The 13686-nt window shown below is 41.7% G+C and carries 10 protein-coding genes; 4 read left to right on the top strand and 6 right to left on the bottom strand.

Annotation, left to right across the window (positions count from 1 at the left end):
• The 4 genes from J3L16_RS05340 to fabB form a co-directional block, all read right to left on the bottom strand.
• Positions 1–2076, bottom strand: a 2076-nt coding sequence (locus tag J3L16_RS05340) for a FimV/HubP family polar landmark protein (protein WP_278252774.1), incomplete at its 3' end; no start/stop codon positions are given.
• Between the two features lie 294 nt (positions 2077–2370).
• Positions 2371–3387, bottom strand: a complete 1017-nt coding sequence (locus J3L16_RS05345; RefSeq protein WP_207611868.1) for an aspartate-semialdehyde dehydrogenase — start codon at positions 3385–3387, stop codon at positions 2371–2373.
• Positions 3388–3419: 32 nt separating this feature from the next.
• On the bottom strand, positions 3420–4559 hold the full coding sequence (locus J3L16_RS05350; RefSeq protein WP_207611869.1) for a 4-phosphoerythronate dehydrogenase: 1140 nt from the start codon (positions 4557–4559) through the stop codon (positions 3420–3422).
• A 24-nt stretch (positions 4560–4583) separates the two neighbouring features.
• The gene (gene fabB, locus J3L16_RS05355) at positions 4584–5798 is read right to left on the bottom strand and encodes a beta-ketoacyl-ACP synthase I (RefSeq protein ID WP_207611870.1); all 1215 of its coding nucleotides are present in this window, start codon (positions 5796–5798) and stop codon (positions 4584–4586) included.
• Between the two features lie 122 nt (positions 5799–5920).
• On the opposite strand from fabB, the gene mnmC reads away from it, so the two are divergent.
• Positions 5921–7810, top strand: a complete 1890-nt coding sequence (gene mnmC, locus J3L16_RS05360; protein WP_207611871.1) for a bifunctional tRNA (5-methylaminomethyl-2-thiouridine)(34)-methyltransferase MnmD/FAD-dependent 5-carboxymethylaminomethyl-2-thiouridine(34) oxidoreductase MnmC — start codon at positions 5921–5923, stop codon at positions 7808–7810.
• 20 nt (positions 7811–7830) lie between these two features.
• Here mnmC and J3L16_RS05365 read toward each other — a convergent pair whose 3' ends face one another.
• Positions 7831–8598 (bottom strand): FlgO family outer membrane protein, encoded by a 768-nt coding sequence (locus J3L16_RS05365; protein WP_207611872.1) that lies wholly within the window; start codon positions 8596–8598, stop codon positions 7831–7833.
• Between the two features lie 11 nt (positions 8599–8609).
• Positions 8610–9233, bottom strand: a complete 624-nt coding sequence (locus tag J3L16_RS05370; protein ID WP_242698687.1) for a FlgO family outer membrane protein — start codon at positions 9231–9233, stop codon at positions 8610–8612.
• 277 nt (positions 9234–9510) lie between these two features.
• Here J3L16_RS05370 and J3L16_RS05375 point away from each other — a divergent pair, with 277 nt between their 5' ends.
• The 3 genes from J3L16_RS05375 to J3L16_RS05385 are packed head-to-tail and all read left to right on the top strand — an operon-like array spanning position 9511 to position 13635.
• The gene (locus J3L16_RS05375; protein WP_207611874.1) at positions 9511–10881 is read left to right on the top strand and encodes an imelysin family protein; all 1371 of its coding nucleotides are present in this window, start codon (positions 9511–9513) and stop codon (positions 10879–10881) included.
• Complete coding sequence (locus J3L16_RS05380) at positions 10878–12485, top strand: di-heme oxidoredictase family protein (protein ID WP_207611875.1); 1608 nt, start codon at positions 10878–10880, stop codon at positions 12483–12485. Before J3L16_RS05375 ends, J3L16_RS05380 begins: the two co-directional genes overlap by 4 nt.
• Positions 12486–12510: 25 nt before the next feature.
• Positions 12511–13635 (top strand): imelysin family protein, encoded by a 1125-nt coding sequence (locus J3L16_RS05385; protein ID WP_207611876.1) that lies wholly within the window; start codon positions 12511–12513, stop codon positions 13633–13635.
• Positions 13636–13686 lie beyond the last annotated feature (51 nt).

Here is a 13686-nt window from a genome sequence, read left to right on the forward strand (position 1 = left end):
TTTGTCATCTTCGGAAATGCTGCTTTCTGGATTTTCAGCTTCCAATTCATCTAACAGGTCATCAGTAAGATCATCTGATGGCTCTGGAGACATCGACTCTAAAAGCGCATCAACATCATCAACGCTATCCTCTTCGTCAGAAATACTACTTTCTGGGTTTTCAGCTTCCAATTCATCTAACAGGTCATCAGTAAGGTCATCTGATGGCTCCGGTGACATAGACTCTAAAAGCGCATCAACATCATCAACACTATCCTCGTCGTCTTCGGAATTGCTACTTTCTGGATTTTCAGCTTCCAATTCATCTAACAGGTCATCAGTAAGATCATCTGATGGGGGCTGTGAAACTGAGTTAAATATGTCGTCGATATCGTCTGCTGAAGCATCTTCACCAGCGTCACTATCAGCCGTTAGAGGCTCGTCAATTAATTCATCAATTACATCGTCAGTAATTGCATCTTCACTCGATGAGTTTTGCTCTTCAGATTCATTGCTCGAATCTTCAACAGGCGTTTCTTGGCTTTCTTCTTCATCACTTAAGTCAAGTTCGTCAAGCATTCCACCCATCATTTCTAATTGATCAATTTCACCAATTAAATTCTCTGTATCTTTATCTAACTCTTGGCCTTGCTTTTGTATTTGGTCATCAATTTTGCCAATGGCATCTTCATCGAGATTATCGCCATCAATGCCTAATTTATCAGCGACATCACTAGCATCAAAATCGGCACTATCCACTGCTGCATCGAATAAGGCATCAACATCTACAGCTTCACTTTCTTCTTCCTGATTACTTTCTTCGCCCTGATCACTTTCTTTACTCTCATCGTCACCAGAAATATCAAATGCATCTACTTCATTGCTGTCACCAAACAAATCATCTAAATCACTTTGACCTATTTCACTGTCACCCTCTTCAAATAAGTCATCTAGATCAGAGTCACCCTCAACGCCAGGCTCTGGCACTAACATTTCATCGCTTAGATCAGTGAAGTTTTCCAGTTCATCATCCAAGGAATCTTCTAATTCACTAGACAGCACGTCATCAAGTAAATCATCATCATTAAATAACTCGTCGTCACTGATGTCTTCGCTATCATCAATAGGCTCATCCAGTAAGTCGTCTGTTTCCGACACTGAAACCGCGTCAACAGGCGCGACTGCATCTGATACAACAGGCTCTGCACTTTCTTTAGGTGCCTTTTTCTTGCCTAACAACCAATATGCAACGCCTCCAAGAACCAGTAGAGTCATCACGATAGAAATGACCATAAGTGCAATAGGACTAGAGAGCTTTTTCAATAGACTTGAATTTTCAGCTTCCTGCCGTAACGACTGCTCTTCTTTCAACAACTGCAGCATTTCTTCAATACTTTGTGATTGCGCGCTCATAGTAGACTTAACATCACCGTCTACTTGTTCTCTCAAAGCGTCTAAATCACCGTTAACTTTATCTATTCGTTCGTACAGCTTTTGGTTATCTTCCAACAATGATTCAACAGACTTGATGGAAAGCGCGAACTGATCTTTGAGTTCATCAAATTGCCGTGTTTGAGTTTGATCTAACGAGTTTAGCCTTTTTTCAAGGGCATCCTTCGTAGAAGAAAGGTCATCTTGATTCACCAGTGGTGAAATAGGTTTAATTTCAGCTACTTTCCCATTGGCGTCTCGCGTTGCTCTCTGCCAAGCCTGCTCATCACCTTCAGCTCGTGCTTTAGCTTCTTCAAGATCCACTCTTGCTATATAGCGCTCTGATGGCAACCTAAGAATAGAACCATCAATCATCAAATTTAAATTTCGCTGCTCAAACGCTTCAGGGTTTAACTCGTATATGGCAAGCATGACTTGATAAATTGAGAGGCTTCGATTTTGACGATACCGCTCAGCAACACGCCATAGCGTGTCATCTGACGTGATTGGACCGTAAACATTACCTGAAAACTGTTCGGTGGCGCCTTTAGGCCCCTTTATTTGAACAGATTCCTGAGCATTAACAATATGCCCAATCCCCATATTTATAATAAAGAAGACAAAAGCAATGGAAGCAATAAAAGAGCTTGACCGGGTGTTATTCATAGCGAAATTAAGCTGTTCCCAATTATCCGAATGTAAACCTACAATGAGGTCATCGGCAGATTACTTATTATATTTATTTTATACCACGCACTGTGGCGCCAAAAATACGACATATTCACATGTAATACACGCAATTTTATTTAAAAACACAGCATCTACAATTAATTAAGCAAGTTTTACGCCTAAACGATAAGGCACAAAAAGGTTATAAAAAAGAATGTACTTAGAAATATAAACTAGATCTGTGCCGGCAGCAAAGGTTGCTACCGACAATTTGGTTTTTATTGCAGAGATTTACAGAAAATCGCGAATAAGGGTTTCAGCGATTTGAATGCTGTTAGTAGCAGCGCCTTTGCGAATATTATCAGACACAACCCACAGATTAATACCATTAGGATGAGTGATATCATTGCGAATACGACCAACATGAACAAGATCATTGCCGCTAGAATCTCCTACTTGGGTAGGATACTTTTCTCTATCTTCGTAAACACGAACACCGGGCGCATTTGCTAATAAGGCTTTGACTTCATCAGCATCAATAGGTTGATGTGTTTCTAAATGAATTGCTTCACCGTGGCCATAAAAAACCGGAACACGAACTGCTGTAGCATTAACTAAAATACTGTCGTCGCCCATAATTTTCTTAGTCTCCCACACCATTTTCATTTCTTCTTTGGTGTAATCGTTGTCTAAGAACACATCTATTTGCGGAATACAGTTAAATGCAATTTGTCTAGAGAATGCGTTTACTTTTGCTTCTCTCGCACCCAACAAATCAGCAGTTTGCTTGGCAAGTTCTTCCATTGCTTCTTTACCAGCACCAGATACCGACTGATAAGTGCTAACGTTAATACGTGCAATACCTACCGCTTCATGAATAGGCTTAAGCGCCGCCATCATTTGAATTGTGGAACAATTAGGGTTAGCAATAATATTGCGACTTCTAAAGTCAGCTAATGCATTTGCATTCACTTCAGGAACCACAAGAGGCACGTCTGGGTCGTAGCGGAACTGAGAGGTATTATCGATAACAATACACCCTGCTTCACCTGCAATAGGAGCGAATTTTTCTGAAACGCTTCCACCAGCAGAAAAGAAACCAAAGTTAGCTAAAGACCAATCAAACTCGTCTGCATCAATGACTGTGATTTCCTTACCCTTGTACGTAACAGTTCCACCAGCCGAGCGTTTACTCGCTAGAGGGTATAGTGTATTGATCGGAAAATCGCGGGCTTCTAAAAGTTCGATCATAGTTTGACCGACTAAACCTGTTGCACCTAATACCGCAACATCAAAGGCTTGAGACATGAGAGTGAATGCTCCTGTAATAAAATATCTAGTTAAGCGTTATTATCTGGTAAAAATGTAAAGCCAAGTGCACTTAACGCAGCTCGCTCTTTTTCTGACAGCTTACATTCGCCATGCAAATAAAACGCGTTGTATTCTCGCCTTCCCTGGTATTGCTTTCTTAATTTTGAGAACGCGGGGGATTTTGACATGTTCTCAACAAAAATCCTATGGTCAAAATGTATATCATATACCCTTTGTAAAAATTGGCTCATTGGCATAGCACTATCACCATAGCCATATTCCAAAGGCTCAAGCCGAGGAAGGAATTGATCAATATGCACTTTTTCGCTTTTTGTCGATGTTTTACTACACAAATAATCGTACACCATTTGCGTACCGCGAATTTTACCTTCGTCGGTATGCCCAGCAATGTGTGGCGTACCCAAACGCACAAACGGCAATAACTCAGTATTAATTTTCGGTTCGTTTAACCAAACATCTAATACTAACTGAGGACCTAAATTCGCTTTTTTTAACGATAGTAAATGGCTTTCATCTAGCACCTCCCCTCTACATGCATTAATAAGCCATTGGTTCGTTGTCATTTTATCTAAACGACTAGCACTAAGCATGTTCGCTGTTAGGTGTTCTCCAGTTTGAACGTAAGGAACGTGTAGACTAACCACATCACAAGCAAGCGCTCTGTCTAGATCGACAAAATTGCGTGGGTCCTGATGTTCAATAGGTGGATCGCATAATACATATGAAATCGACAGCGCATCTAAATACTTAGCTAAGGTGCTTCCTACATTGCCAGCCCCAACAATGCCAACTTCAATGGTATTGAAATCCAGTTCTCGTTTATCGTGGGCAAACATAATGGCGCTAACAACGTATTGCGCAACGGCTATAGCGTTACATCCTCCCGCTGAATAATAATTAATACCCGCTTTTTGTAAAAACGGAATATCCATATGATTTGTTCCCGCAGTAGCCGTAGCAACGGTATGCAAACGATTGGCTTTACTGAGAAGTTTTGGTGTGATTTTGGTAGTAGAACGAATGGCTAATACATCAATATCAATAAGACATTCGGATGTCAGAGTTTGCCAAGAATAAGGCTTTGCATGACCCAAAGAGCAGAAATAATCTGCTCCGTGGGGCATGGTATCTTCATAAAGAATATTCATGCTATCGCTATGTTGAGTAAAAAATTAACCCTCGAATTTTTTCATAACTAGCGTTGCATTGGTACCACCAAAGCCAAAACTATTCGACATAACTATATTGAGTTCTGCTTCACGAGGTGAGGTTACAATGTCTAAACCTTCTGCTTCTGGGTCAACGTTTTCAACGTTAATTGACGGACAGATAAAGCCATGCTCCATCATTAACAACGAATAAATGGCCTCATTCACACCTGCAGCACCAAGGGCATGCCCGGTTAATGACTTAGTTGCGCTAATAGCCACTTTTTTGTCACCAAAGACCGCTTTGATGGCGTGAAGTTCTTTCACATCCCCCACAGGCGTAGACGTACCGTGAGTATTTAAATAATCTACATCACCGTCTACATTTTCTAGTGCCATTTGCATACAACGGATCGCCCCTTCACCAGAAGGTGCAACCATATCATGACCGTCGGACGTTGCTCCGTAACCCACAATTTCAGCGATAATATTTGCGCCGCGAGCTTGTGCATGTTCTAGTGACTCAACCACGACCATGCCACCACCGCCACTACTTACAAACCCGTCTCGGTCTGCATCATAGGTACGTGAAGCCAACTCTGGCGTGTCGTTAAATTTCGACGATAATGCACCCATAGCGTCAAACTGAGCTGATAAGGTCCAATGTAGCTCTTCTCCACCACCAGCAAAGACGACATCTTGCTTACCCAATTGAATCAGTTCCATCGCATGACCAATACAGTGGGCACTTGTTGCACAAGCTGATGCAATAGAGTAATTAACACCTTTAATTTTAAACGGTGTCGCTAAGCAGGCAGATACCGTTGATGCCATACATTTAGTTACCATGTAAGGCCCAACACGGCGTACGCCTTTTTCTCTTAAGATGTCAGCAGACGCTACCTGAAACTCAGACGATGCACCGCCAGAACCTGCAACAATACCTGTGCGTATGTTGGAAACTTGTTCTTCAGTTAGTCCTGAGTCGGCGATAGCTTGGCTCATTGCAACGTATGAATACGCCGCAGCTTTTCCCATAAAACGCATTTGTTTGCGATCGATGTGTTCAGCTAAGTCAATATCAACGTCACCCCATACCTGGCTACGCAATCCCATCTCTGCAAATTGTTCAGAGTGAGTAATGCCCGATTTACCAGATTTTAATGACGCCACCACGTCCTCTTTGGATGTACCAATACTAGATACAATTCCCATTCCGGTAATGACTACTCGTTTCATATGTTACCCTTGCGCTTAATTAGCGCTTTTTCCTAATAATTAAAATTTCAGCGTACATGTGTACACTGTGACGGATGAAGCGAGTTATTGCAACCCAGAATTTAGTTGTCGGTCCTGCTAGAATGAAAATTAACACTGCCAAAATACAATTTAATGAACAAAATACCCCGGTCGCAGAAGAGTTTGACGATGTCTATTTTTCTAACGACGACGGTGCAGCTGAAACACACTATGTTTTCATTCAAGGAAACGATTTAATAAATCGTTTCAAACACTGCGATAAACCCTTATTTATCATAGCTGAGACGGGTTTTGGTACAGGCTTAAATTGTGCGATTGCTGTTGAGATATTTAATAAGTTTAGACTAGATAATCCAAATCACGTACTAAAGCGCTTACAAATAATTTCTGTTGAAAAATACCCTTTATCTGCACCTGATTTATCAATAGCGCTGACTAAACAACCCTCCTCTCAAGCATTCAAAAGTGCATTGCTGTCTCAATACCCTAATTTAATCGGTGGTGCTCACCGATTAACCTTTGGTGCCGTCAGTATTGATTTGTGGTTAGGCGACGCAATAGAGATGTTTGACGCCATGATGAGCAGCACTCAAGACAAAGTTGATGCGTGGTTTTTAGATGGTTTTGCGCCAAGTAAAAACCCTGACATGTGGTCTCAAGCCTTGTTCGAAAGAATGGCGGCCTTATCGTGTAACAAGGCGACACTAGCGACATTTACCGCAGCTGGTTTTGTTCGTAGAGGCTTAATTGAGGCGGGTTTCACTATGCGAAAAGCACCGGGTTATGGCCGAAAACGCGATATGTTAGTGGGTGAATATACACCAAAGTTACCTCCTCGTTCCGTAAACAATCACAACAATATCGCGATAATCGGAGGTGGTTTAGCGGGCGCCAATGCCGCACTCGCCCTTGCCAAACGAGGGTGTAACATTACTCTATTTGATAAAAATGACATTGCTAGTGGCGCATCGGGTAACCCTCAAGGAGGCTTCTACCCTCAACTTCACGCTCAAGTGAGTAACCCTAGTACGATTCAAGCTTTGAGTTTTGATTACGCTAAACGAAGCTACCAATCATTACTTAATTCACGTTTTACCTTTGAACACGATTTTTGTGGTGTACTTCAGTTGGCATTTTCTGACAATGTAAAAGAACGTCATCAGAAAATGAAAACTAATAAGCCTTGGCCTGACACGCTTATTCACCCAGTTACCCAACAAGAGGCCTCGACCATAGCCGCAGTTCCTCTTGAAATAGGCGGGATGTTTTTACCTCAAGGCGGTTGGATATCGCCACCATCGCTAGTGAAGGCGTTACTCAATGCCGCAAGCGCTATTTGCAAGCTCACCATAGTTACCAATACCAATATTAATGTGCTTGAAGAAAAAAATGGCAAAGTAAGAGTGAATGCGAAAAATATCAACTATGAATTTGATCATCTGGTTATGGCCAGTGGTTCTCATACCGACGCATTTTCACACTATGCTCATTTACCTTTTGGTAAAACACGAGGGCAAGTGGAAAGCATTCCAACTAACGACGACATCGCGCAATTACAAACCGTACTCTGCCACAAAGGGTATTTTGCGCCGAAAATGAATAACCGTCACGCCCTTGGCTCTACCTATAAACGGGACGATATCACCACTGAATATCAAATCGATGACACCCATATTAATTTGCGAACCCATAAAAAAGCGTTGCCAAATACCGCGTTTATTGACAGCTTGCAGAATGAGTTTACTGGCCGTGCTGCTACACGAATGACCTTGCCGGATCATCAGCCCGTCGTAGGAATAGTAAAAGATGAAAATGATTCTGGGTGCTTCAGCGTGTTATCAGGGTTAGGTTCTCGCGGTTTAACAACTGCCCCACTAATGGCTGAGATATTGGCGAGTGAATTGTTTGCAGAGCCCATACCTATGGCACAGAATCTATATGACGCTGTGCACAATACACGTTTTGCAAAACGTGCTGCTAAACGAGGTTAATAAACCTGAATTCAGGTTTATTACATTTTATCTGTACTTAATTTCACTCCACCAGCCCAGTTATCGCCTTTACTGTCTTCACTTGGAATAACTGCATCGGCAACATAAAATGGCACCAATTGCTGTGCTGTTGCAACAACAGCCCGTGATTGCATACCAATAATTCGAGCATTAACCATATAGCCACCTTGGTGTTTTGCCAAGGTTCCGGTAAGTACGAAATCCACATTGCTGTCACGGGCTAGTTCTAAGTAATCCCTAGACAATATGAAATCACCTTCTTCAGTAACTCTAATGTAATTTGTCGCTTTAAAATCAATAACGGGAATTCTGAACTGGTGAATTTCATGAATAAATGACTCGGCCATTTGTTGAGCTAATAAATTAGTTTGCTGTAAATCGCTATCTAACAATGAAAAATGAGTCACGCCAATAGGCGTTCTTTGGCTAACTTCGTCCATATTCGCAACCAAATCTTGCGTCATCATACGTACGTAATCGCCAATATGATGGGTCAACGGCCTGCCTTTATATGCACCTTGTAAACTTGAATATAGCGGCAGTTGGTTTCCCTCCGTAGCGTCGCCATCCCTTACATTCCCGTTAGCGGAATATTGTATATTCTCTTGAGTTGACTCTAATGTTGTAATATCGACAATATTAAGGCCACTAACCACAACATTGTCTTCAATTTCCTTATCTGCATCATCACCTTTAAAGATAGAACAGCCACTTAATGTAACTACAGCGATTACAGCAAGTACATGTAAATAAAAAGGTTTAATCATAATAATGCGCTCTAATTAATATCAGTCGTTAAACTTTGAGTTCTCACTAAACGACCATTTCTGGAAGTAACGGATTCTGTTTGCCAAAACAATTCTGCAGGGAAAAAAGTCGTTGCCGCTGCCACAACTTCTTTAGTCTGAGCGTGAATAATGCGTGCATTCACAATTGCACCTAACTCTTGATTAAGCACAGTCCCCGTTATAAAAAAATCCACTCTTCGTATATCGCTTAATGCTTCTACGTTGCGTGTAAGTATTGAGTCTGAATCTGCTGTTACTCTAATATCGTCTGAAAGTAAAAACTCTTGAGTAATATAACCTCGTTTAGCAGCTTCAGTCGTTATCCCTTCTTTTAGTTGATGACCAAGTAATTGCAGTGGGTGATGAGACTCACCGTTATACACCTGCTCTGCGAGTGGAACAAACCCCACAACTGCGTAGCGAGATTGTCTACTTGGTGAAGACTGAGCAAAAAGTTCATTGGCAAGTTTATGAGTATAAAGCTCAACATTGCCTAAGGCAGGGTGTGCTTTAACTTGCCTTTTGCTTCTTGCCTCACTGATTTCATCATCACTGTTTGCACAACCACCCAATAAGCAGAGTAAACTTACCAATAAAATGCTCGGTTTTGCCATAATAGCGTTCAGTTTAAAATGGAACATACTGGTGTTAAGCAAAAATCATGCACAAAATTCAAGTTTATAAATTATAGTGGAAACCAAGTTAAATTAACCCATTGGATATCAAAATATAAGACCCAGATAGGCAAGGATTTGCCGTATAGAGGAACAAAAACTACTGCAATATGAGAATGATTATTATTAATAGAATTGGTACACTATAAATGTTAGAGGTAAAGCTAAATTTCACCTTTCAAGCTCTACGGTACATCAACAATAAAAAGGAATGGCAATGGTAATTGACTTAAATAGTAAAAAAACTGTCTTGACTAGTCTGTGTTTAATCGTGGGCTTAAGTGCCTGTAATAAGGCTTCTGACGATACAGAAACCAGCCATTCTCACAATGATGAACTCGTTACTGCAGTAGTAAAAAATGATGCAGACATAGCTTATGCTGTCTACAGCGATTCCGTCATATTAGCAAAAAACCTGCAACAAACCTTAAGTGAATTTATTGCTAACCCTACCGCTCAAGGTTTACAGCAAACAAAAGCAGCTTGGTTGGCCGCCCGTGAGCCTTATGGTCAATCAGAAGTGTATCGCTTTCGCATGGGACCTATCGATATTTTACGTGAAGACGGCACCTTGGGTAGCGATGGCGAAGGTCTTGAAGGGCGCATTAACGCTTGGCCATTAGGTGAAGCCTTAATCGATTATATTGCACCGTCAATAGATGGAAATGCTGGTCCTGAAAGTCCAGCAAATGCGTTAACAGGAAATTTAATTACTAATGTCGACGCCTACCCTGAAATTAATTTAGAGTTACTTAAAACCTATTTTGAACACGGTGAAGACGAACGCAACGTGACAACAGGTTACCATGCCATAGAATTCTTGCTATGGGGGCAGGATTTGAACAAAGACGGCACAGCCGGTTTAGTTCGAGATACTTCTCCTGGGCAGCGTCCACTTACCGATTTTATTGCGAAAGAAGGAATGTGCACTTCTGGTGATACCTTAGCAGCTGCACACATTTGTCAACGCCGTGGGCAATACCTGTTAGCCGCCACCGAATTATTAATTCAAGATCTTTCGGTTATTACGGAATCGTGGCATCCAGAACGAGGCAGTTTTTATCAGTCTTATGTGAGTGCACCTAACAACGCGCTATCCGCCATGTTTGAAAGTATGGGCCGATTGAGTTTTGGAGAGCTTGCTGGAGAGCGTATAAACATTGCGGTAACAACAGACTCTCAAGAAGATGAACACTCATGCTTCAGTGACAATACACATAGAGATATCTTTCTAAACGCACAAGGCATTCAAAACACCTATTTAGGTAAATACACTAGAATAGATGGCAGCGTGATTGAAGGGACTTCTATATACGATTTATTGAACGAAAGTGGTCACAGCGATATTGCAAATATACTGTTGCAACAACTTCAAACAACCATGCAATCAGCAGCGGTTATCAGTAATAAAGGTGAAAATAATATCCCCTTTGACGTGCTGGTTCAAGAAGGCGTAACGCAACCTGACATCAATGCCATGATTAAAAACCTAACAATTCAAACCGATGGAATAGAAAGAGCCATTAATGCTCTTAATTTGCGAACTGATAACTTAAGACAAGATACAGAGCAGGATTTAAGTCTTTGAAATATTGCTGTTTTATCATTCTGGGCTTAATGCTTATAGGCTGTCAGCCCAAACAAGACGAGGTGATTCTCGATCACAGTGGTTTGCCGTTATTGAGCGCAACCAAACCTGATCGCAATGAACACCTATCTGGTGGTGACACCACAGTCTTTATTCGCAACAATGATGCCTTTAGTCAAAGGCCTCTAGCCGTTGCGAAAAACTTTGCCCTTGATGGCGCATTTACTTCCGGTGACCATTTCTTCCGCACACCTATGGCGGGTGTTGGCCCATTATTAAATACTAACAACTGCCAAGGTTGCCATTTAAATGATGGACGGGGCGTCCTTCCATCATCTCCTAACGAACCCTTTACCAGCGCCTTGGTTAAAATTGGCAGTAAAAATGGCGTTCCTGATCCTGTTTACGGAGATCAAATTCAAACGTTTTCGATCACTAGTTTTTCATCTTCAGACATCACTAATGGACTCCCTGAGCACGGTTCCAGTTTGGAGGGTGAATTAAAAGGAGAAGCCTTCCCTTATATCGAGTACGAAGAAATAGCTGGGCAGTACAGTGATGGTACCCCCTATTCCCTGCGAAAACCCATCTATAAATTCAAAGATATGAGCTTTGGAGACTTCATGCAGGATATACAGTTTTCTGTGAGGGTCGCGCCGCAAGTTTTTGGCTCTGGATTATTAGAAGCCATTCCAGAAGCTCACCTTCGTGCATTAGCCGATCCAGATGATAAAGATGAGAACGGTATTTCAGGTAAATTATCCTTAGTTACTGAAGAGCTCACCCAAAAGCAAACAATAGGACGCTTTGCCTATAAAGCACAATCACCTACAGTATTACAACAAGTCGCAGCAGCCTTTAATGGCGACAGTGGCTTAACAAGCTCTATTTTCCCCAAAGAACCCTGCACAGACCAACAAGAAACCTGCCTCGATTACTCGAGTAAAGAACCTAAACAAGGCGACGTACCTGATTTAGACAATGTCATTCTAGCTTTTGTTGAGTTTTATAATCGCGTACTGGCAGTACCTGCTCGTCGTGGCTACGACATAAAAACCGAACGTTGGGATGACAATATTCTGGCTGGAAGAAAAGTCTTTATGGATATTAACTGTCAAAATTGTCACACACCTCGTCATCAAACTGGTGTTGCAAAAGGAAGTGTTCTAGGTGAAATAGCCTTAAGCGGCTTATCTGAAAACGCCAGCGATATCCATGTATTATCGAACCAAACTATTTACCCATTCACCGATTTGCTCTTGCACGATATGGGTGGAACATGCCAAGTTTCAAAAGAGACACCAAACAACCAGATATGTACCAGCGGCGAAAATTGCCATTATGTACAACGATGTGAAGGCCTCGCAGACGGTTTAGTACAGGGAAATGCACTACAAAGTGAATGGAAAACACCCGCATTATGGGGGCTTGGTCTAGTTCAAACAGTAAACCCTAAAGCAACATTTTTACATGATGGACGAGCCCGCACTATTGAAGAGGCGATACTTTGGCATGGTGGGGAAGCCACATCAAGCCAACGTGAATTTATCGCATTAAACGCAAAACAAAGACAAGATCTTATTGCGTTTTTGACATCACTTTAACGCAAAGATTTTCGGAAAGACTAAAATGATAAGTGCCACAAATAACATAGGTAAAGTCAGCGCCGTACTTTTGGTTTTATCGCTTACGGCATGCGGTAAAGCCCCAACGCCAAGCACAACACTACCGACGCAGGAACAAAGCACAAATTCCCATGACCAGTATGAACAATACAACCGTTCACTTAGTGAGCGAGTGCTAGTCCCTCGTTACACCAAGTTAGCGGAATCCTTTTCTAATCTGCATACTACGGCAGTCAACACATGCACTACTGCTCTATTAGATTACACCCATACAAAAGTGGCTTGGCGAGATGCTATGACTGCATGGCAGAGTATTAATTGGTTTCAACTGGGACCAATAGCTGAACATGGGCAACTGACTCGAATTCAATTTTGGCCAGACAGTAATCAAGCCGTAAAACGCGGCGTTGGTAAATTGTTGGCACAAGAAGATCTCCCCACACCTGAACGCCTCAGTCAAATAAATGCGGGGGCTCAAGGTCTACCTGCCATAGAAAAATTACTCTTTAGCGATTTCATGGTTGAGAAAGCAAGTGAACAAAAGCGTTGCCAACTAATTGCCCTTATCTCAGGTAATCTAAGTTCAATGGCAAACGAGGTGTCAGCACAATGGAATAACTCGCAGACGCCCTTTATTGAACACTTCAACACAGGCGAAGGTGAATTTAGTGATGCAAAAGACGCATCAGAAGAAATGATTTCCAATTGGTTAGCCAGTTTAATTCGAGTGTTAGACAACAAGCTGTCTTACCCCTTGTCAATAAAAGCGCCTGGCATTCCTTTACTCGCTGAGTCTCCTTATGCCGATTATTCCACGCAAAATATTCAAGAAAATATACGTGCTTTTCGCGCTGTATTTTCCGCCGATGGTGGCTTTGGAATCGATGATATACTGTCAAAACAAGGACAAGATACTTTAGCTGAAACAATATTACTTCAGTTTGATCGCGTAGATAATGCGATGGCCAAAATCCCTGATTCTTACGAACAAGCATTAGCCACTGAAGAAGGAAGGCAAGCACTAACTGAGCTAATTGATGAACTACGTGGGCTACAACTATTATTTGCGACTGATATGGTGAACGAGCTTTCGTTGAATTTAGGTTTTAATGCCCTTGATGGCGATTAATAAATGAAACGATACGCGAAGTGAAATTGCTTCGCGTATCGTATTTTATGA

It is taken from the genome of Alteromonas sp. 5E99-2, from assembly GCF_017368475.1.
GTDB lineage: Bacteria > Pseudomonadota > Gammaproteobacteria > Enterobacterales > Alteromonadaceae > Alteromonas_F.

Bases quoted from the DNA above. Each gene is read 5' to 3' on its own strand.
- fabB (WP_207611870.1), bottom strand. From the start codon at position 5,798: ATGAAACGAGTAGTCATTACCGGAATGGGAATTGTATCTAGTATTGGT.
- J3L16_RS05365 (WP_207611872.1), bottom strand. From the start codon at position 8,598: ATGATTAAACCTTTTTATTTACATGTACTTGCTGTAATCGCTGTAGTT.
- J3L16_RS05375 (WP_207611874.1), top strand. From the start codon at position 9,511: ATGGTAATTGACTTAAATAGTAAAAAAACTGTCTTGACTAGTCTGTGT.
- J3L16_RS05350 (WP_207611869.1), bottom strand. From the start codon at position 4,559: ATGAATATTCTTTATGAAGATACCATGCCCCACGGAGCAGATTATTTC.
- J3L16_RS05385 (WP_207611876.1), top strand. From the start codon at position 12,511: ATGATAAGTGCCACAAATAACATAGGTAAAGTCAGCGCCGTACTTTTG.
- J3L16_RS05345 (WP_207611868.1), bottom strand. From the start codon at position 3,387: ATGTCTCAAGCCTTTGATGTTGCGGTATTAGGTGCAACAGGTTTAGTC.
- J3L16_RS05370 (WP_242698687.1), bottom strand. From the start codon at position 9,233: ATGGCAAAACCGAGCATTTTATTGGTAAGTTTACTCTGCTTATTGGGT.
- mnmC (WP_207611871.1), top strand. From the start codon at position 5,921: ATGAAAATTAACACTGCCAAAATACAATTTAATGAACAAAATACCCCG.